This is a genomic window from Lutibacter sp. TH_r2 (genome assembly GCF_033101135.1).
GTDB lineage: Bacteria > Bacteroidota > Bacteroidia > Flavobacteriales > Flavobacteriaceae > Lutibacter.
On sequence record NZ_JAWMPV010000001.1, the window covers coordinates 1,281,340 to 1,302,370 of the forward strand.

The following is a 21,031-nucleotide window of genomic DNA, read 5'->3' on the forward strand; positions in this document are numbered from 1 at the left end:
AAAAAAATTATGGGAATCTTTTCCCTTCAACTTCTTCTACGTTTGTTATTTTATAATATTGTATTCCTTTATTTGTTTGAAATGAAATAACTGCTTCGTCTTTTTTTAATTCAAAAGGAATATTTTTTTGATTGTTTGGTTTCTTGTTTCCAAATGGATTTCTAGTTTTATTTCTAATAGTAAATACTGCTGTGTACACATTTTTTGTTTTGTCTAATTCCAAAGCGCCTTTTTGATTTCTAAAATAAATAGAATCTAGTTTGTAAGGTTTATTTAGTTTAAGTTCTAGTTTATAGCCACTTACACCTCTAACTCCTCCATGCCATGTACTGAAAGTTGCTTTTTCAATTTTAAAAGGTGTTTTATTAGTTAGTATTGATTCTGCAGATTTGCAGCTGATTATACTAATAAAAATTAGTAATGAAGTTATTACTTTAATTATTTTCATACTGTTGTTTTCTTTAAATAAATCAAATCTTATACCAAATTACAAAAAAAGAGCTTATCTAATTTGATAAGCTCTTTTAAGTATTGTATTTATAATAAATTGATTTTATCCGTTTAATGCTTCGGCACCACCAACAATTTCTAATATCTCGTTAGTAATAGCTGCTTGTCTAGCTTTGTTATACGTTAATAATAATTCATTACGTAAGTCGGTTGCATTATCAGTAGCTTTGTGCATAGCTGTCATTCTAGCACCATGTTCTGAAGCAAAAGAATCTCTAATAGCTTTGAATAATTGTGTTTTTAATGATTTAGGAATCAATTCTAACACAATTTCTTCTTTAGAAGGTTCAAAAATATAATCAATATTTACATTGTTATCTCCTTCAATAGGTTTGATAGGTAAAAACTGTTCAATTGTTGCAATTTGAGTTGCAGCGTTTTTAAAACGGTTGTAAATTAACTCAATTTTATCGTAAGTACCTTCAGCAAATAAACTCATTAGTTTTTCTGCAATTACAGCAACATTGTCAAAAGTTAAATCATCATAAACTTCGTTGTGGTTTTCAATAACCGTATTTGTTTTAGATAAAATATCGTTTCCTTTTTTACCTATGGTTAACAAATCAACTTGTTTTTCTTTGTAATTTTCTTCAATACATTTAATAGTTTCTTTTGTAATGGATGAATTAAAACCACCACATAAACCTCTGTTTGATGTAATTACTACTAATAAAACTTTTGAAATTTCTTTTTGTTCAGAATAAACACCACCAACATCACCATCTAAAGTTGCACTTAAACTTTGTAAAAGTTCAGTTAACTTATTGGCATACGGACGCATTTGTGTAATTGCATCTTGTGCTTTTTTCAACTTTGCAGCCGATACCATTTTCATGGCACTGGTAATTTGCATTGTTGATCCAATGGATGTAATTCTGTTACGTATTTCTTTTAAGTTTGCCATTTATTTCTGGTATCTAATATGGAGTATTAAGTATTGAAAATAGTATCTCAACACTTAATACTAAAATTCTTTTTAAGCGTATTTTGCAGAAACTTCTTTAGCTGCTTTAGTTAAGGTGTCAATAACATCATCAGTTAATTTACCAGCCTTTAAAGTGTCTAAAGTATCTCTGTGTTTTGCATTTAAATATTGAATATAATCAGATTCAAATTCTTTTATTTTATTAACAGGAACTTGTTTTAATAAATTTTTAGAACCAGCATAAATAATAGCAATTTGATCTTCAACTTTAAATGGATCGGATTGTGCTTGTTTTAAAATTTCAACGTTACGTTTTCCTTTTTCAATTACATTTAAAGTAGCAGCATCTAAATCAGAACCAAACTTTGCAAATGCTTCTAACTCGCGGTATTGTGCTTGATCTAATTTTAAAGTACCTGCAACTTTTTTCATTGATTTTATTTGTGCGTTACCACCTACACGAGATACTGAAATACCTACGTTAATAGCTGGACGTACACCTGAATTAAATAAATCTCCATCCAAGAAAATTTGTCCATCAGTAATTGAAATTACATTTGTTGGAATATAAGCCGAAACGTCACCTGCTTGTGTTTCAATAATTGGTAAAGCTGTTAATGAACCTCCACCTTTTATTTTTCCTTGTAAAGAATCAGGTACATCATTCATTTGAGCAGCAATAGTATTATCATTAATAACTTTAGCAGCACGTTCTAATAAACGAGAGTGTAAGTAGAAAACGTCACCTGGATACGCTTCACGTCCTGGTGGACGACGTAGTAATAATGAGATTTCACGGTATGCTACGGCTTGTTTAGATAAATCATCATAAACAATTAAAGCAGGTCTACCTGTATCTCTAAAATATTCACCAATTGCAGCACCTCCCATTGGAGCATATACTTGCATTGCAGCTGGATCAGAAGCGTTAGCTGCTACAATAGTTGTATAAGCCATAGCTCCTTTTTCTTCTAATAGGTTTGCAATTCCAGCAACTGTAGATGCTTTTTGACCAATTGCAACATATATACAATAAACTGGCTCACCAGCATCGTAAAATTCTTTTTGGTTGATAATAGTATCAATAGCAACGGTAGATTTACCAGTTTGACGGTCACCAATAATAAGCTCACGTTGACCTCTTCCAATAGGAATCATAGCATCTACTGCTTTTACACCTGTTTGTAATGGTTCGGTTACTGGTTCACGGAAAACTACACCTGGAGCTTTACGTTCTAATGGCATTTCAAAAGTTTCACCTTGAATTGGACCTTTACCATCAATAGGTTCTCCTAATGTATTTACTACACGTCCTGAAATTCCTTCACCAACATTTAAAGAAGCAATACGTTCGGTACGTTTTACTGTAGATCCTTCTTTAATTGTTTTAGAATGCCCTAATAATACAACACCTACATTGTCTTCTTCTAGGTTCAATACAATTCCTTCTAACCCATCTTCAAATTCAACAAGTTCTCCATATTGTGCGTTTGCTAAACCGTAAACACGTGCAATACCATCACCTACTTGTAGAACTGATCCTACTTCATCTAATGAGGCAGAACCGTCAAATCCTGCTAATTGTTGTTTTAAAATTGCTGATACTTCAGCTGGTTTTATTGATGCCATTTTAACTATTTTTTAAAACTATTTCTTTTATTTTACAAATTTGAAACTATACTATTGTTATCAAATTGTCTTTTTAATACTTGTAATTTGTTTGCTACACTTGCATCGTATTGGATATCTCCAACACGAAGTATAAATCCTCCAATTATTTCAGGATTTACAATGTTTTGTATGGTAGCTTCTTTACCTGTAAGTTCTTTTACTTTTGCTAAAATTTTTATATTTAGATCTTTTGTTAAAGGAACTGCTGAAGTTACTTTAGCAATTTGAATTCCTTTTAACTCGTCAAATAGAGTTTTAAATTTTTTAGCAACTAGCCCTAGTAGGTTAATTCGTTTGTTTTCTATTAATAAGTCAATTAGACCAAAAGACAATGGTGAAATTTTTCCGGAGAAAACTTCTTTTAATGTTGATTTTTTAACTTCTGATTTTAATACGGGACTACTAAGCAACAATTGTAAATCTTCACTTTCGTCAATTGTTTTTGCAACAAGCAACATATCATTGTTCACTTCAACTTCTTTTTGTTGTTCAAGTGAGAAATTTAAAATTGCTTTTGCGTAGCGTAATGCTGCTCTTGTACTCATTTAATTTGTATTAGCTAATTGTAACTTCTTTTAACATATCTTCAACAAGTTTAATTTGCTTGTTTTTGTCTGATAATTCTTGTTTGACAACTTTTTCAGCAATTCCAACTGAAAGTTCTGCAACTTGATTTTTAATATCGGCAATTGCAGCTTGTTTTTCTGATTGGATAGTTGCTTGTGCTTGTTCAATAACTTTAGATGCTTGTACTTGAGCTTCTTCTTTAGCTTCAGCAACAATGGCGTCTTTCATTTCACGAGCTTCTTTTAACATTCCATCACGTTCAGCACGAGCTTCTTTTAAAATACGTTCGTTGTCTGCTTTTAAGTTTTGAATATCTTTACGTGCGTTTTCTGCAGATTCTAAAGCATTATTAATAGAATTTTCTCTATCGTTTACAGCTCCTAATATTGGTTTCCACGCATATTTACGTAGTAAGAAAAGTAATATTATAAATATTATTGTTGTCCAAAATACTAAACTTTCTGGTGCTACAAAATTCATAATTATATTGTGTTATAGTTGTTATTAATTCTTTTTTTAAAATAATCCTGCAACCAACCGTTGCAGGATTAAATAACTTTTTTCAAAAATTACTTAGCAATTAATGCTACCACTACAGCAAATAATGCAACACCCTCAATTAAGGCTGCAGCAATAATCATTGCAGTTTGAATTTTTGAAGTAGCTTCTGGTTGACGTGCAATTGCGTCCATTGCAGATCCACCAATTTTTCCGATACCAATTCCTGCTCCAATAGCAGCTAATCCAGCACCAATTCCAGCTAATACCATAATTCTAAAATTTATAATTAATAATTAAACAATTCATTTTAATGATGGTCATCCGCTACTGCTTGACCAATAAATAACGCTGATAACAACGTGAATACATACGCTTGTAAAGCTGCTACTAATAGTTCTAATACACTCATAAATAACACAAACGCTGCGGAAACAGGAGCTATAGCTACTGTTTTAAATATAAATATTAATGATACTAAACTTAATATAATAATATGTCCTGCAGTAATATTTGCAAATAAACGTATCATTAAGGCAAAAGGTTTAGTAAACATTCCAATAATTTCAATAGGAATCATAATAGGGTATAATGCTTTTGGTACTGGCGGTGTTAAAATATGACTCCAGTAATTTTTATTACCGCTTAAGGTGGTAATTAAAAATGTAATAAAAGCAAGAACTCCTGTAAAAACAATATTTCCTGTTAAGTTTGAACTTCCAGGGAAAATTGGAACCAATCCAATAAGGTTGTTAATCCAAATAAAGAAAAATACAGTTAAAAGGTATGGCATAAATTTAGCATATTTATGTTCACCTATATTTGGGATAGCAATATCATCACGTACAAAAAGTACTAAAGGTTCTAAAAAACCTGCTAATCCTTTTGGAGCTTTTGGGTTTTTTTTATAAGAACGGGCAACGGCTGAAAACAATAAAAATAAAATTATTGCTGACATTAGCATTGAGAATACGTTTTTAGTTATAGAAAAATCTAAAGGTTTTTTTGCATTTGTTGGGTGATGTTCTGCATCAAAGGCTAAAGTTTGTTCGCCTTCGTTTAATTGGTAAATGTTTTCGTGTACTGAAACAAATTTTTGACCGTTTTTTTCTACAATTACTTTACCGTCGTTATCGTGATGAAATTCACTACTCATAAATGTAACCAATCCATTATCTGTATATAAAATTACTGGTAATGGTAATGAATATGAATGTTTATTAATATCTACAATGTGAAAACTGTGAGCATCACCTATATGATGATTAATCATTTCGCTAGCATCAAAAGGTTCATCATGGTTATTTTTTTGATGACTTTCTTGATGAGAATCATGAGACTTATCGTTGTGATTTTCTTGTGATTGTATTACTTGAACACAAGATAATAACATAAAAACCGATATAAAAAAGTTCTTGATAGATTTAGGTGCTATCATAATTAATTTCAATATATATTTTTGGTTAATTTCAATAAATTTGTGCAAACATAAACAAATATATTAAAATAAAAAGACCTAATTAAAAATGATTTAGGATTAATTATTTTTTTGAGATAAAAGTTTGATTGTGAAAACAGTCTCTATTGTTAAAAATAAAAAATAAGGAATAAAAAAAGCGAATATATCAACATTTTTGGCTGTTAGGTTTTTATTTGGGAAAAATAAGAAAAATAAAATACAAGCTGCCATTTTTAAAATAGTTCCGTACATAAAAGCAAAACCTAATTTATCTGCATTTAATTTACTAATTCCTAATAGTATAAGATATAGAAAAACTGTTATTGTAAAGTGAAAGCTATAAATAGCAAATGTTGTAAAAGCAAATGTTAAATGTTTAAAATAGTTATTAATTATAAAATTTTGTAAAAAATAACCTGAAATTGTTACGGTTAATATTACTAAAAAAAACACAATACTATTCTTCATCTTGTTTACTTATTGTTATAATTTGTTTTATTACATTATATAATGAAGCAAAAACAGATACTAATGAAAATATAACTGTATATAGTTTATATTCATTGTTAAATTTTTCATCTAACCATTGCCCAAAATATACACCTGCCAAAATGGTTAAGCCCATTTGAAAGGCAATAGATGAGAATTTAATATATTTATTAAGCTGTTTTTTCGGCTTTTTTAGATTTGCCATTGTTTAATTCTTTCACAGTTCCCTTCATTGCACAAGTTGCATTAAAATCTGCTCCAGGTTCTACAGAAAGTTTACTAATTAGTACATCTCCTGAAATTTTAGCAGTAGATTTTAAAGTAAGTAAACTGTTTACGGATAATTCTCCAGAAAATTTACCTTCAATATCTGCATTTTGGCAGGTTACTTTACCACTTACACTTCCAGAGTTACCAATAACTACTCTTCCTTCGGTTTCAATGGTTCCTTCTACTTTACCGTCTATTCTAAAATCACCTTCGGATTTTATGTCTCCAATAATTGAAGTGTTTTTTCCAATAATATTTCGTTCTAATACTTGAAGTTGTTTGTCTTTTTTTTCTGAAAACATAATGGGCTAATTTAAGGGTTTTACATTTTTGCTTTAATTGAATTTACTACTTCTAACGCTTTTTTTCCTTCTTCAGTATTGGGATAATTCATGGCAACAAAATCTAATGCTTCACTAAAAGCATTTAAACCTTCTTTTTTACCAATTGCATAGGCTTTTAATAATTCAAATTTAGGTAAAATAGGTTGGTCTTGATATTTTGTAATAGCTGCTGTAGCTTTTTCAATTACACTATCGTAGTTTTCATCTTTGTATTCGTAAAAAATTTCAACATAGTGTTTTTCTGGGCTATTTTCATCGTCATTTTTATTCAAATATTCAATTGGATTGATAATAATTTGAGCATATTTTGATGATGAAAAATTAGTTGTAATATCTGTTTTTAAAGTTTCAGCTTTTGAAGCATTTGTTTCTTGGTATATTTTATATAAATGATATTTAGTAGGAAGCTCAATTTCTTTTGAAGGCTCAAAATCTAAAAGTGTTTCTAATTTATTAATAGCTAATTCATTTTCTTTGAATTGTTCTTTATAAATAATTCCTAAATTATAATATGCATTATTTCTGTCAACTTTAATACTATCAATTTTTGCTAAATCTGAAGGGATATTTTTTAGATAATATTCAACATCAAACTTTTCTTCGTCTGTAAGTATTTTCTCTAAAGGTGTATTGGTGTTATTTGAATTGAATACTGTTTTGTCACTTAAACGCCAATTATCTTCTAAAGGTCTATCTCCCCAAACGCGTCTGAATTCTTGTTGACCAAAACCTACAGTTGCATTGTTGTAAAAATACCATTTTCCGCTACCAGAATTGTATTTATTAGTATTAGATGAGACAATGCTAGATCCTGTGTTTATTTGCTTTTGTTGTTGTTCTTCGGCTTCTTTTTTAAGTTTCTCAACATAATTGGTAAAGAAAGTGTTTTGTTCTTCTTTACTCATAGCTACAATTTTTAAAATACTATCGTTGTTTTTTGCAATGGTTTCAAAAGCAATAACTTCGTTTAGTTTTTCTCTTTTACGTTTTAATCTTCTAATACGTTTAGAGTTTGTATCTGTTGATATTTGTAAAATACTATCAAAATATGCTCCTGCTGAAATAAATTGTGCTTTATCGAAATAAATATCACCTAATGCTTGGTATGAAAGTTCTTTTTGATAATCTGCTTTTGAACTATTAGCAATAGATTTTTTGTAATAATCAATGGCAGTAGCTGTATCTTTTTCACTTTTTAATTGTCCAAGCTGGTAGTAAATTGCATCTAAATATTGACGATTGTCTCTGTTTTTGGCAAGTTTTTCTAATTTAACTATAACTCCAGAGTTTAAGCTATCAACTTCTAATGCATTTTTTGCAATTTCTAATTGTGCATGAATTTTATATTTATAAGGTGCTTTTTTCAGTTCTAAAATACGTTGAAAAGCTATGTTTGATGTGTCTAATATTTTATTTTCTCGGTAAACTTGACCTAGAACAAATAAATTTCTTGCTGTTTGTTCTTTATTATTAGTTGTTTCAACTGATTTTAATAAATGTTCAACTACTTTATGAATACTATCGGTTTCGGTATAAGCCATTGCCATTGCAGTATGTGCAGCTTCTTTTATTTCATCTTCTAAATTATCATTTTTTAAAAGGTAAGTTAGGTTTTCAATAGCTTGTTCTGGATTGCGTAAGCGTATATGTGTTTTTGCTTGCCAAATTCTAGTTTCGCCAATTAAACTTGCTCTTCTATAGTTAGTAATTGCGTAGTTAAAGGCTTCTAATGCAGGAACAAATCGTTTAGAATAATAACGTGATTTACCTAATAATAAATAAGCATCATCAATTTGACTATTTCGCTCTTGACGTGCAATAAGCATAGAATGTTTTTGTATTGCTTTTACAGCTTTTTCTTCAGCTTTTCCAAATTCTTGGGGAGAATTGTCAACATCTTGTTTCATTCCAGGCAAACCTAATTCTTCAACTTTTAAAGGTTCAATTGGTAATCGTTCCCAATAATTATCTTGGTAATTTTGGTTTAGTTGTTCCAGTCCAATTCTAAATGCTTCTTTTCCATTAAATAATACATTGTATTTTGTGTTTATTGAGTGAAACGATCGGTTTAAGAAAGCATCTTTTTTAGTAGAACAACTTATAACAATAAGTAGCACTAAAAAACTAGAAAATATTTTGATTGTAGATTTCAAAAGCTGTTAAATTTTTACATCCCTTTAACTATTAAATAAATGCATTTATTGTAAAGAGAATGTAAAAATACAAAAATCTTGGTATTATAGAGCTTTAGGCTGAAAAATAGGTTTCTAATTCTTTTAAAGTTTCTTCAGAAGTTTTAATATCCTTTACAACTTCACCTTTGTCTAGCACTACAATACGTTCGCAAACTTCGGTAACATGGCCCAAATCGTGACTAGAAATTAAGATAGTTGCTTTGCTGTTTGTAGTTAAATCTTTCAATAATTTTTTGAGTCTAATTTGTGTAGTTGGATCTAAATTAGCAAAAGGTTCGTCTAAAATTATTACTTCAGGATCTCCTATTAAAGCAGCTACAATTCCAGCTTTTTTCTGATTTCCTTTAGATAAATCTCGCAGGTATTTTTTTCCTCCTAAAATTTCATTATTAAAAATTTCATCAAATTGAGTTAAAAATGAATCTATATCAGCTTTGTTCATTCCTCGAAGTTCTCCAATAAAATAGAAATATTCTTCAGGAGTTAAATAACCAATTAAAAAGCTTTCATCAATAAATGCAGCCGTAAAAGGTTTCCAATCTTCGCTTTTATTAACTTGAATTTCATTATTTTTAATATGCCCTTCTGAAGGATTTATTAAATCTAATAATAGATTAAAAAAGGTTGTTTTTCCAGCCCCATTGTTTCCTACTAAACCAAATGCTTGACCTTTTGGAATTTCTAATGAGTCTATTGTTAAAACTGTGTTTTTATTATATCTTTTTGATAATTGAGTTGCTTGTATCATTATTGAGAGAAATTAAAATTAGTTAGATTGGTCAAATGCGCTAATCATTTTATGTTTTGATTGTAGGTATTTTTTAGTAATGAGTGTCATTAATTTTTGATGAAAAATAACACCAATAATTCCTAAAATAATTAGAGTGGCTACTCCAGCTTCAAAACCTAAAGTATAATAAGGTAATAAAAATATTAAAACTGGCACAAATAAAAGTGGAATACCTACTAACCATTGTACAGCTCCTGTACCTTGATAATTAAATGCGGCTTTTTGTGTTAAATCTATTTTTTTTCGGTTGAAAGAACCTGCGTATAATAAAACATATACATTAACTCCTAAATTGTAAATAAGGGCAGCAAAGTGAACTACTAATATTTTCCATCCAAAATAAACATAGGGTATACTTAAAATAAACATTAAAATGCTTACCATAATCATTAATGAGTGTTTTGAGTTTAAATACTCTTTGTATTTAATGTTTTGGCTCATTAATAGTTTATAATATCCACTATCCCAAGCTGGAATAAATTGACCAAAGTTGATCATAAAAATTCCTGTTATAAAAATCCCAACAAATACAAACATCCATTCCCAACTATTATACATTGGGTTTGGGTAAAAAATTAAACCATAGAACAAACCAATCAATAAAATAAAAATAGATGAACGTGGGCGTTTGTTTCTGGTTATTAATTTTAAATCTAATTGTAAAAATGGAGCAATAGAACCAAATTTTCTAGTCCATTCCATATTGGTTGTTGAAGCTTCTTGTGTTTTAGCTTTTACACCTTCATCTATATATAATTTTTTACGTAAAATTTTATAGTTGGTAAAATATACACCTATTAATAAAGCAATTGGAACAAGTATAAATATAGGATTTTCAACAATAGCATTCATTGCTGAACCTAATAAAGATGAAAATGAAATTACATTGAAATGGTTTAAAGCAAACAACGCTAAAGCAATTACAATTATTGGTAAAAAGCTTAACTCCGTTTCGGCCGATTTACTTTCAACTATAAAGTTCAAATAGTTTATAATTAAAGTAAATATTAGCATTGCCGCAATCCAAACCAAGCCTGTTAATGTTCCGTGATCATTTGCTATTAACATAATTCCAAAAGGAATTACAGCAAATAATGGTAGAAAGTTGAAGAATGATAAGGCAGATTTTTGTAAAACATAATTTACAATTTTGTTTCTTTTTAAAGGAAGAATTAAAAACGGTTTAATGTTCATTACCGGTAATTTCTGTAAGAAAAAACGCATTAATAAATCTGTTAAAAACCAAAAAAACAAAACTCCATTTACTATAGTTAAAGGATTTTTATCTGGAAATTTATCTTTTAAAACTGGGTAAATGGCAACTCCCATAACTAAAAAGGAGACCATCATATACACAGCAAAAAAACCTAGCAAAATATTTAGAGCTATGCTTTTTTGCCAATACGTTGAACGAAAAAATTGTTTCCATTCAAAGTTTGCAAAATGTTTTATCATACTGTTTGGTTTGTGATTGTTAATGAATTAGTATAAGGTTTTTTGTTTTTGTTACAATTTAATAGTTATGCTTTTGAAACTAGTTTGTATTCTGGGTATTGTTTCGATAACAACTCTTCGACTTTATCGGGTAAAATTATTAAAGCAATATAAAGTACAATAATTAAAAGAGTAATTATAGCTGAATAGAATACTGCTACCCAATTGAATGTGTTTGTTGTATGTTCAAAATTTGTAAGATTAACTGCATTTACTAAATTGACAGGGATTAACAAAAATGAGCCTAACCCAGTTTTAAAAATCAATTCTTCTAGCATCCATTTTTTACCTGTTTGTTTAAAATTTGTTTTCAATGTTTTGTTAAGTATTATTCCTTTATACAAAGCACATATAAAGGTTGAAATTAATGTTCCAAATAGAAAATACACTCTATATTCACTATTAAAAACAGTGTAAAAACACATAAATATTAAGGCGGTTAATATAATTTTAGGAAGTTTAAACCAGTTTTTAGCGAAGTTCCAAATGAGTTTCCAATATTTTTTACTTAGCGCTTTTTGGCGTTCTGCTAACACATCTTGAAACCCGAAAATTCCAAACTTTTTGAACGACATTTTTTTTGCTTCGTTAAAAGATAAGTTTGGTTGATCTTTCCAAATAGTTTCAATATCATTTGCTAAATGGTCAACCAATTCGGTTTGAACATCAAAATGTTCTACGTAATGTTGCCTTGTAAATTTATAGAGTTCTTGTATGTGTTGTTCGGTTATTTTTTTCATAGCTGTTGAAGTTTTTCATACAAGTTATTGTAGTAGTCAAATGTTCTTTTATAAACTTGTGCGCCACAATAATTAGTAATAAAATATAGAAATAGCATTGTAACAACAAACCAATCGAATTGTTCAACTGTTAATAATGATGAGTCTCCTTCTGGCTTCATTATACCAAAGAAATTTGTGAACATCATAGATATAAGCATATAGTTTGAAGCAAATTGAAGATTAATTGATTTTTCTCTTTTCTTTTGAAACCAATGTTTTATTGGAACTAAATAAATACTAACAGAAAAAAGTATAAGGCTAATAAAAATAGAAATTTCTAGAGCTTTAATTTTAAAAATAATAAACGTGTAATATAAAACTGCAAATAATAAAACCGAAATAAGTATAGTTTTAGGTGTTGTAAAAAATGTTTTTATTTCTTGAAATAATAATCGGCGATATTTTTTATTAATTTCTCTTCTTTTTGCATCCATTAAATTCTCATATCCAACACCATTTTCCAGAATTCCATATTCAATGCCAGAATTCCAAAAACGTTTTAAACTGTTACCAAAACTTAAATGAACTTCTTCTAAAGCTTTATCAAAGTCTTTTCCTTCATTTATTAAAGCTTCAACTTTAGTAACTATATGGTCTAGCAATTCTATTCTAACATCCCAATATTTTATGTTGTGATGTTTTAAATAATCATCTATATATGTTATTTGTTCTTTGGAGAGGTTCATAGTGTTAAATAGCAATTTTAGGGTAATTAGTTTTTACATATTTTTTATTTTCTAAAAACACATATTCTGCGCACCAGTAAAACAATAATAAAACGACAAATACACCTATTTGCATGTAATTGTAAATTAAAATATTAAAACTTTCTTCGCTTCTTAAAGTTGTAATGTTTGAAAAAAGAATCATTAAACCATTAAATAGTTGTAAAAAAAGATTGGTTTTGTCTAAAATTAAAAATTGTTTTTTTCCGTTATTTCTTTCATTTGAAATTCTAAAAATCAAACCAATAATTATTAATAAAACTAGAGCTGTTAAGCCGATAAAAAAATATTCTTTATTTGAAAATAAATTCATGATTAATATAAAACCATAAAATAGATCTGCAGAAATAATAATTTTTGGTAGTGTAAAAAATGTTTTCAGTTGCTTAAATACTTGTTTGTAAAATTTTTTTTCAACAGACTTTTGTTTAGTTTTTAATAATTTTTTAAATCCAGAATTACTAAATTGTTTGTGCTCGTTAACAATAGCTTCTTTAAAATTTAAGTTTGGGGTTTTTTCCAATTTTTCTTCTAAACTATTTGCAAAATGATCGACAATCTCAGCTCTAACATCAATCCACTCAATACCACAACTAGCAATGTAATTGTCTATGTGTTTTATTTGTTCTGTGGAAAGATTCATAGCAAATGATATTTTTTAATAGTTTCAATATGTTTATCATAAATTATTTTACCTAAAATATTTATTAAAACTATTGATGCCAAAACTATAACTTCAAAAAAATCAAAACTTTCAGCATCACTACTAAAAAGTTGACCAATTATAAAAAGAGAAAAATAGATATTTACAAAAACTTGTTTTTGAAAAAGAAAACTATAGGAAGTTTTGAATTTCATTTTCTTTATTTTATATCTCCAAAACAATAATGAAGAGGTGAAATATAAAAATGTAATTAATACGATAAGCTTATAAATAGCCCAAAAATTAATAATATTTATATCTAGAAATTTCATCATCCCATAAATAAAGGCAAGTACTATTGTAGCAGTAATGACACTTTTTAAAACTAATGGACGATATATTTTGATACATTTATCAATTAAAATACGAGACTTGTAGTTTTGAGAACCTATCCAAAAACTTGATTTTAAGCTTAGCTGTTTTTTCCATTTCTCTTTCACTTTCTCAAAAGTAGTTTCAAAATCTAGTTTAGAAATTTTCATTTTAGTTTCAATATCTGAAGCAATATGATCTACAACTTCAAAATGCAAGTCTATATACTCAACATCTTTGTTTTTTAAATAATCTTTTACTTGTTGCAATTGTTTTTCATTGAGTTTCATAGCGGGTTTTATGCAAGTTTAGGGTTAACAATTGTTTGCATTGTGGCAATAAATTCTTCCAGTTCAGCCAGACGGTTTACGGTTTCTTTAGTGCCAGTTTCGGTAAGTTTATAATATTTACGCAATCTGTTTCCAACGTTAGCAACTTCAACATCTAACAAGCCTTCGGCTTCTAATTTGTGCAATGCTGGGTACAAGGCGCCTTCTGTAATTTTTAATTCACCTTTGGTAAGTTCTTTTACTTTTTGAGTTATTTCGTAACCGTACATTTTATCATTTTCTTCTAGTAATTTTAAAATGATGGTTTGTAAAGAACCTTTGTATAGTTTTTGATTGCCCATAGTTATAGAATTTCATTTCAAATATATACATAATTTCCTTATGCATAAATAGATTATGTATTATTTTTTTTAATAAAAGAGTTTAGTTTCAATACATTTGTAGTCTTAAAACTAAAAAATGTCAAATTTCTATAAACTTACTATTAAAAAAATTATAAAAGAAACTGATAATGCAGTTTCAATTGCTTTTGAAATTCCAGAGCGTTTAAAAAACGAATTCCAATACAAAGCAGGTCAATATGTTACTATAAAAAAAGAGTTAATTGGTGAGGAAGTTAGAAGGGCATACTCTTTATGTTCTCAACCAAATTCAAACGAATTTAAAGTAGCTGTAAAAGCAGTTGATAACGGAACATTTTCAGTGTTTGCAACTACAATTTTAAAAGAAGGTGACACTTTAGATGTTTCCAAGCCTGAAGGAAAATTTGTTTTAGAAACGTTTTCAAAACATTCAAACAACTATTTAGGTATTGCGGCTGGAAGTGGAATTACACCAATAATATCTATGATTAAAGCAGTTTTAAATGAAGAGCCAAATAGTACTTTTACGTTACTTTATGGAAATAAAACAGAAGCCGAAACTATTTTTAAATCTGAAATAGATGCTTTAATCGAGAAATTTCCTTCAACATTTAAAGTACAATATGTGTTAAGTAGAGAAGATCAAGAAAAAGCTTTATTTGGAAGAATTGATATAGCAAATTTAAACTTTATTCTAAAAAATAAATTTAAAAATATTCAATTTAATGAAGCTTTTATTTGCGGGCCAGAAGCTATGATTTCTTCATCAAAAGAAACTTTAATTGCGTATGGTTTAAATGATGAAAATATTCATTTTGAATTGTTTACTACACCAACTTTAACTAATGAAACTATGGATGTTTATCAAGGAGAATGTGAAATAACTGTAATTGTTGATGATGAAGAGGAAACATTTAAAATGGATTCTAAAGCAACTATTTTAACAGCTAGCTTAAAAGAAGGTTTAGACGTGCCATATTCTTGTCAAGGTGGAATTTGTAGTAGTTGTTTAGCAAAAGTAACGGAAGGAAAAGCTGTAATGGATAAAAATTCTGTACTTTCTGAAGAAGAAGTTAAAGAAGGATTTGTTTTAACATGCCAAGCGCATCCAACAACTCAAAAAATTAAGGTAGATTTTGATGATGTTTAATAAATTATAGTAAATTCAACAATTCTAAAAAATAAGTATGTCGTTTATCGATTTTAAAGAAGCTATTGTTATAGGCTTTTTACTAGCTTTTATGATTGGACCTGTGTTTTTTATGCTGATTCAAACAAGTATAATTAAAGGGGCAAGAGCCGCAATTGCGTTTGATTTTGGCGTTATTTTAGGTGATATTGTGTTTATTTTAATGGCGTATTATGGTAGTAAAAGTCTTTTAGAAAGAATAAAAGACGACCCCAGAATGTTCTACATTGGTGGACTTATTTTATTAATTTATGGAGTGATTACCTATTTAGATAAAAGTCAAAAAAGAGCAATACAAGACGAAACTTTGGTATTGCCAGAAAAAAGCAATTATTTCAAACTAATTTTAAAAGGATTTTTATTAAACTTTATAAATGTTGGAGTACTCGCTTTTTGGCTAGGAATGATTGTAGTTATAGGACCTAATTTAGAAATGAATCCTTCAAAAATATTTAATTATTTTACTATTATTTTGGTAAGTTATTTTATTACAGATATTGGAAAAATAGTATTAGCAAAACAATTAAAACGTAGGTTAACACCGTCGGTAATTTATAAAGTAAAACGTGGGATGGGAGTTTTATTAATGATTTTTGGAATTGCGTTAATGTTAAAAGGTTTCTTGCCAAAACAAAAACTAAATTTTGATAATGTAATTGAAAAAGTGGAAAAATAAATATTGTTTTTAGTTACATAATTTTAGTTTTAAAAGTTAGAAAAAACATTGAAAAATGAATAAAAGAAGATTAAATAAAGCTTTACAAAGAATTAAATATTTACCTAAAGGAGTCTATTTCTTCAAATATGTTTTTAATAAAATAAAACATATTTATTTTAAAGCCACAAAATCTACCAAAGTTGCATACCCTTCAACTATAATGTTAGAACTAACTAATAGATGCAATTTAGCTTGTACAACTTGCCCAAGAGAATATGCTTATGGAAAGCAAATGAATCAAGGGATGATGGATATTAATCAGGCTAAAAAAATTATAGATCAATTGTGGCCGTATTTAGACTCAATTGGTTTAACAGGAATGGGTGAAACTTTTATGTATAACGATATTGAAGAGGTTGTAGATTATATTAAAAGTAAAAATAAAGGAATTATAATATCGGTTTCAACAAATGCCATGTTGCCGAGTTTTATAAAAAGAGTTTCACGCGTTGTAAATAAAATTGATACTATTCAAATTTCTATTGATGGTTTAAATGAAGTTTATGAACAAATTAGATTAAACGCTAAATTTGAGACGCTTCACAAAAATTTAGCAGAGTTAAAAACGTTATGCAAAGGAACTAATACTACCTTAATGTTAAATATGGTAGTTACAAAAGAAAACTATTTTCAAATGCCAGCACTAGTTGAGTATTCAGAAAAAATGGGAATAGATTATATGGATTTTACCATGTTTAATTTAGCTTCAGTAACAAATATTGATGTTTCGTATTATCAATTTTATAAATCTGAAGAATTTTTAAAAGCTGAAGAAGAATTAGATGAAGCAATATTAAAACACTCAAAAGTATATGTAACTAGTAGAAATTTTAATTTAGACGATGGTTTTAGAAACTGCCATTTTCCATGGTCGCATTTTTATGTTTCTTGGGATGGATATGTTCCGCCATGTTGTGCTAAACCTTTTCCTAAAGAGTTGCATTTTGGAAGCGCTTTTGATGGTAATTTAATGAAAGTATTAAATAATAAAGAAATGAAAGATTGGAGAAAACTATGGTTTAAAAATGAAACTCCATCATTCTGTGAAAAATGCCATTTAATAGGTGTTGATTGTCAAAATAAATAGATATTTATTACTCTTTATTAAATTTATATAATTAAACGAACGCCACCCAATTCTTCAATTTTATAAGGAAATTTATCACTTGGAGAACCAATAAACATAAAGTTAATAGGTATTTTCCATTTTTCAGAAAGTTCTTTAATTAATTTAGGACTAAATTTACCCTCAACAATTATAAAATCAATATTTATTTCAGGATATTCTTTACCTAAAAATTCAATTTCCAGTGGAAGGTTTGGAGGTATAACTTCATCTTTTCCATGCGCTAGAACAATCTTAATTTTTTTAGTGTGCTCATTTTTAATAATGTATAGCATTACTTTATTTAATGTAGAAATATTATCTCCTTTAGTAAAAAACACAAATTCTTGAGAATTAATTTTATCTATGGTTTTCATTATTTTTTTATCCATATTTAAAACTAAATTTCTTATAGGGTCAAAAACAGTATACATTATATTAAGTAAAATCTTTAGTATTAAAGTTCTGTTTAACATAAATGCAACAAATATAATTGAAGGTACAAAGTAATCTAAGAACACCATTAAATTACTTGGTGCATCACCTTCTGTTTCCATTGTTATATTACCAATTAAAGCAATTATTACAGCTCCAATTGCTAATAAAATAGAAAACCATGAAGCTATTTCAGGTCTAGGTAGTGATTTTCGTTTTACTTTCAATAAAATATTACCAATACCAAATAAAGCCATTACAGATAAGAATGAAATAGTATAAACTCCTGCTAATAATTTTACATCTCCGTTTGTTATCAATAATACAGAAACTGATAAAAAGAAAAACATAAGTATAATTCTGTACGAGCTTCCTCTAGAACTTTTTTTAAGGAAGAATTGAGGCATAACTCTATCTAAAGTCATACGTTCTAATAAACCAGATACACCTACAAAACTTGTTAAAACAGCACCACTTAATACTAAAAATGCATCAATAGCAATTAATGTTGCAACCCATTTTCCACCAACATAATGTCCCATTTCAATTAGTAGTGTATTTTGAAATTCACTACTTTGTAAAACCGGAATGGTAAATAAAGCCAAAGCTAAAACAGCCATTAACGGATTTATAATACTCACAATTGCCCACATATTTCTTAATGTTTTTGGAAACACACCTTTTTGTTGTTCTTCAACAAAATTGGCAGAACTTTCAAAACCAGAAACGCCAAGCATAGATGCTGCAAAACCTAAAAATATAGCATTACTTATGCTACCGTTTGTAACAGGAGCGTTCCAGTTTTTTATAAAAACAGATAAGTCATTTTGAATTAAAAAAAAGAAAATAAATCCTGCTAAAATTACCAATGATGATAAATGAAAAATAAATATTCCAATAGCAACTTTAGATGATTCTGTAATACCACCAATAGTTAATAGCGCAAAAAATGCTAGCAATACAATGGTTGAAATTATAATTGGCATTGCAGGTATTAAGTGGTGCAAATAATGAATAGCTTCATTAGCTGAAATTACAGCGGTTGCCATATAAGATAATAATGTTAACGTAGCTGCAAAAGAAGCCATTCCTTTGCTGGTAGTATTTAACAGAGCATTGTATGCTCCACCATTTAAAGGCAAGGCTCCAACAACTTCACCATAAATTTTCCTAAATAAAAATAGAACAAATGATACAATTAATAATGTTATCCAAGCATATTGACCTGCAAATGCAATTGCCAATGCGGATACGTATAGTACTGATGAGCTAATGTCATTTCCACAAATAGCCGTTGAGGCTAATTCATTTAGTTTTTTGTGAATTTTTTTAGTTTCCACTTTGTTTTGTGTTATTTTATTGTAAAAAAAAACCTCGCTAATTGCGAGGTTTTTAATATTGTTTTACAAATCTAATTTTAGATTTAATTCTTTAAGTTGTTCATCATCAATATTTGATGGAGCATCAATCATCACGTCTCGACCGCTATTGTTTTTTGGGAATGCGATAAAATCTCGAATAGTTTCTTGTCCGCCTAAAATAGCAACCAATCTATCCAGTCCAAAAGCTAAACCACCATGTGGAGGTGCTCCGTATTCAAAAGCATTCATTAAAAATCCAAATTGTTCTTTTGCTTGTTCAGGTGTAAACCCTAAATGACTTAACATTAATGCTTGTGTTGCTTTATCGTGTATTCTTATGGAACCACCACCAATTTCGTTTCCATTCAACACTAAATCGTAAGCATTTGCTCTTACTTTTCCAGGATCTGTATCTAAAAGATGCATATCTTCTGGTTTTGGAGATGTAAACGGATGGTGCATTGCATGGTAACGTTCTGTTTCTTCATCCCATTCTAACAATGGAAAATCAACAACCCATAATGGCGCAAATACTTTTGGATCACGTAAACCTAAACGTGTTGCTAATTCCATACGTAAAGCACTTAATTGTGCTCTCACTTTATCTGCAACACCACTTAATACACAAATTAAATCTCCTGGTTTTGCTCCAGTGGCTTCAGCCCATTTTGCTAAATCTTCTTGATCGTAAAACTTATCTACAGATGATTTAAATGTTCCATCTTCGTTACATTTTACATACACCATTCCTAAAGCACCAACTTGTGGACGCTTTACCCATTCAACTAATTTATCTATTTCTTTTCTAGTATAACTTGCTCCACCAGGAACAGCAATACCAACAACTAATTCAGCATTGTTAAAAACACCAAATTCTTTATGTTGCGCAACAGTATTTAATTCACCAAACTCCATTCCAAATCGAATATCTGGCTTGTCGTTTCCATAACGTTTCATTGCTTCAGCATACGTCATACGTGGAAATTCTGAAATTTCAACACCATTAACTTCACTTAATAAATGACGTGTTAAGCCTTCAAAAGCATTTAAAATATCTTCTTGCTCAACAAACGCCATTTCACAATCAATTTGTGTAAATTCTGGTTGTCTATCGGCACGTAAATCTTCATCTCTAAAGCATTTTACAATCTGAAAATACTTGTCTAAACCACCAACCATAAGCAACTGCTTAAATGTTTGAGGCGATTGTGGTAACGCATAAAACTGACCTTCGTTCATTCTACTTGGTACTACAAAATCACGAGCACCTTCTGGTGTAGATTTAATTAATACAGGAGTTTCAACTTCAATAAAACCTTTGTCTGATAAATATTTTCTAACTTCAATAGCTACTTTATGACGGAAAATTAAACTTTCCTTCACAGGATTTCTTCTAATATCCAAGTACCTATATTTCATTCTTAACTCATCACCACCATCAGTATCATCTTCAATAGTAAATGGAGGAGTTAACGATGCATTTAAAATATCTAGTTTTTTTACAAGAATTTCAACTTCACCTGTTGGTATATTTGCATTTTTAGAAACACGCTCAATAACTTCACCAGTTACCTGTATAACAAACTCTCTTCCAAGTGTTTTAGCTTTCTCAACCATTTCTTTTGGAGTACGTTCTTCATCAAATATCAATTGCGTAATACCGTAACGGTCACGTAAATCAACCCAAATCATAAATCCTTTATCGCGCGATTTTTGCACCCAACCAGCCAAAGTAACTTCTTGGCCTACATTTGCTAATCGTAATTCTCCGTTTGAATGTGTTCTATACATCTTCCTGATTTTTTTAAGAATGTGCAAATTTAGTCATTTCAACCGT

Annotated in this window: 23 protein-coding genes; 3 read left to right on the top strand and 20 right to left on the bottom strand. The window is 28.9% G+C overall.

The genetic code is table 11. From position 1 onward, the window contains the following. Positions 1–7: 7 nt before the first annotated feature. The 18 genes from R3X25_RS05325 to R3X25_RS05405 all read right to left on the bottom strand — a co-directional run bounded on the left by R3X25_RS05325 (position 8) and on the right by R3X25_RS05405 (position 14,365). Positions 8–448, bottom strand: a complete 441-nt coding sequence (locus R3X25_RS05325; protein WP_317672591.1) for a hypothetical protein — start codon at positions 446–448, stop codon at positions 8–10. 105 nt (positions 449–553) lie between these two features. Beyond that, entirely contained in the window at positions 554–1,414 is an 861-nt protein-coding gene (atpG, locus tag R3X25_RS05330; RefSeq protein ID WP_317672593.1) for an ATP synthase F1 subunit gamma, read from the bottom strand. Positions 1,415–1,486: 72 nt separating this feature from the next. Continuing rightward, on the bottom strand, positions 1,487–3,064 hold the full coding sequence (gene atpA, locus R3X25_RS05335; protein WP_317672595.1) for a F0F1 ATP synthase subunit alpha: 1,578 nt from the start codon (positions 3,062–3,064) through the stop codon (positions 1,487–1,489). Positions 3,065–3,096: 32 nt separating this feature from the next. Next, positions 3,097–3,651: an ATP synthase F1 subunit delta gene (gene atpH / locus R3X25_RS05340; protein WP_317672597.1), complete on the bottom strand. Its 555-nt coding sequence runs from the start codon at positions 3,649–3,651 to the stop codon at positions 3,097–3,099. 10 nt (positions 3,652–3,661) lie between these two features. After that, positions 3,662–4,153, bottom strand: a complete 492-nt coding sequence (locus R3X25_RS05345) for a F0F1 ATP synthase subunit B (protein ID WP_317672599.1) — start codon at positions 4,151–4,153, stop codon at positions 3,662–3,664. A gap of 89 nt (positions 4,154–4,242) precedes the next feature. Beyond that, on the bottom strand, positions 4,243–4,443 hold the full coding sequence (atpE, locus tag R3X25_RS05350; protein WP_044401428.1) for an ATP synthase F0 subunit C: 201 nt from the start codon (positions 4,441–4,443) through the stop codon (positions 4,243–4,245). Positions 4,444–4,481: 38 nt separating this feature from the next. Next, the gene (gene atpB / locus R3X25_RS05355; protein WP_317672607.1) at positions 4,482–5,609 is read right to left on the bottom strand and encodes a F0F1 ATP synthase subunit A; all 1,128 of its coding nucleotides are present in this window, start codon (positions 5,607–5,609) and stop codon (positions 4,482–4,484) included. A gap of 99 nt (positions 5,610–5,708) precedes the next feature. Then, a complete protein-coding gene (locus tag R3X25_RS15235; protein ID WP_411556564.1) occupies positions 5,709–6,098 on the bottom strand; it encodes a DUF6168 family protein in 390 nt (129 codons plus the stop codon). Further along, positions 6,088–6,324 carry an AtpZ/AtpI family protein gene (locus tag R3X25_RS05360; RefSeq protein ID WP_317672609.1) on the bottom strand — a complete coding sequence of 79 codons (237 nt, stop codon included), beginning with the start codon at positions 6,322–6,324 and terminating at the stop codon, positions 6,088–6,090. Before R3X25_RS05360 ends, R3X25_RS15235 begins: the two co-directional genes overlap by 11 nt. Further along, complete coding sequence (locus R3X25_RS05365; protein WP_317672611.1) at positions 6,290–6,691, bottom strand: polymer-forming cytoskeletal protein; 402 nt, start codon at positions 6,689–6,691, stop codon at positions 6,290–6,292. The genes R3X25_RS05360 and R3X25_RS05365 overlap by 35 nt, the downstream gene beginning before the upstream one ends. Positions 6,692–6,711: 20 nt before the next feature. Then, the gene (locus R3X25_RS05370; protein WP_317672613.1) at positions 6,712–8,886 is read right to left on the bottom strand and encodes a hypothetical protein; all 2,175 of its coding nucleotides are present in this window, start codon (positions 8,884–8,886) and stop codon (positions 6,712–6,714) included. 94 nt (positions 8,887–8,980) lie between these two features. After that, positions 8,981–9,676 carry an ABC transporter ATP-binding protein gene (locus tag R3X25_RS05375; RefSeq protein WP_317672615.1) on the bottom strand — a complete coding sequence of 232 codons (696 nt, stop codon included), beginning with the start codon at positions 9,674–9,676 and terminating at the stop codon, positions 8,981–8,983. 18 nt (positions 9,677–9,694) lie between these two features. Next, complete coding sequence (locus tag R3X25_RS05380; RefSeq protein WP_317672617.1) at positions 9,695–11,173, bottom strand: DUF5687 family protein; 1,479 nt, start codon at positions 11,171–11,173, stop codon at positions 9,695–9,697. A 65-nt stretch (positions 11,174–11,238) separates the two neighbouring features. Continuing rightward, complete coding sequence (locus R3X25_RS05385; protein ID WP_317672619.1) at positions 11,239–11,952, bottom strand: hypothetical protein; 714 nt, start codon at positions 11,950–11,952, stop codon at positions 11,239–11,241. Further along, complete coding sequence (locus tag R3X25_RS05390) at positions 11,949–12,680, bottom strand: hypothetical protein (RefSeq protein ID WP_317672621.1); 732 nt, start codon at positions 12,678–12,680, stop codon at positions 11,949–11,951. The genes R3X25_RS05385 and R3X25_RS05390 overlap by 4 nt, the downstream gene beginning before the upstream one ends. 4 nt (positions 12,681–12,684) lie before the next feature. Next, on the bottom strand, positions 12,685–13,362 hold the full coding sequence (locus R3X25_RS05395; RefSeq protein WP_317672623.1) for a hypothetical protein: 678 nt from the start codon (positions 13,360–13,362) through the stop codon (positions 12,685–12,687). Beyond that, positions 13,359–14,024, bottom strand: a complete 666-nt coding sequence (locus R3X25_RS05400) for a hypothetical protein (RefSeq protein ID WP_317672625.1) — start codon at positions 14,022–14,024, stop codon at positions 13,359–13,361. The genes R3X25_RS05395 and R3X25_RS05400 overlap by 4 nt, the downstream gene beginning before the upstream one ends. An 8-nt stretch (positions 14,025–14,032) precedes the next feature. Next, complete coding sequence (locus R3X25_RS05405; protein ID WP_090118828.1) at positions 14,033–14,365, bottom strand: PadR family transcriptional regulator; 333 nt, start codon at positions 14,363–14,365, stop codon at positions 14,033–14,035. A gap of 118 nt (positions 14,366–14,483) precedes the next feature. On the opposite strand from R3X25_RS05405, the gene R3X25_RS05410 reads away from it, so the two are divergent. From R3X25_RS05410 to R3X25_RS05420, 3 genes are read left to right on the top strand one after another with little or no spacing between them, the layout of a single operon-like run. Beyond that, on the top strand, positions 14,484–15,536 hold the full coding sequence (locus R3X25_RS05410) for a ferredoxin--NADP reductase (protein ID WP_317672629.1): 1,053 nt from the start codon (positions 14,484–14,486) through the stop codon (positions 15,534–15,536). Positions 15,537–15,573: 37 nt separating this feature from the next. Next, positions 15,574–16,251: a LysE family translocator gene (locus tag R3X25_RS05415; protein ID WP_317672631.1), complete on the top strand. Its 678-nt coding sequence runs from the start codon at positions 15,574–15,576 to the stop codon at positions 16,249–16,251. 55 nt (positions 16,252–16,306) lie between these two features. Continuing rightward, entirely contained in the window at positions 16,307–17,380 is a 1,074-nt protein-coding gene (locus R3X25_RS05420) for a radical SAM protein (RefSeq protein WP_317672633.1), read from the top strand. 23 nt (positions 17,381–17,403) lie between these two features. Here the strand turns inward: R3X25_RS05420 and R3X25_RS05425 are convergent, their stop codons facing one another. Both R3X25_RS05425 and aspS read right to left on the bottom strand, forming a co-directional pair. Next, positions 17,404–19,173 (bottom strand): APC family permease, encoded by a 1,770-nt coding sequence (locus R3X25_RS05425; protein ID WP_317672635.1) that lies wholly within the window; start codon positions 19,171–19,173, stop codon positions 17,404–17,406. A gap of 63 nt (positions 19,174–19,236) precedes the next feature. Continuing rightward, on the bottom strand, positions 19,237–20,985 hold the full coding sequence (gene aspS, locus R3X25_RS05430) for an aspartate--tRNA ligase (RefSeq protein WP_317672637.1): 1,749 nt from the start codon (positions 20,983–20,985) through the stop codon (positions 19,237–19,239). Positions 20,986–21,031 lie beyond the last annotated feature (46 nt).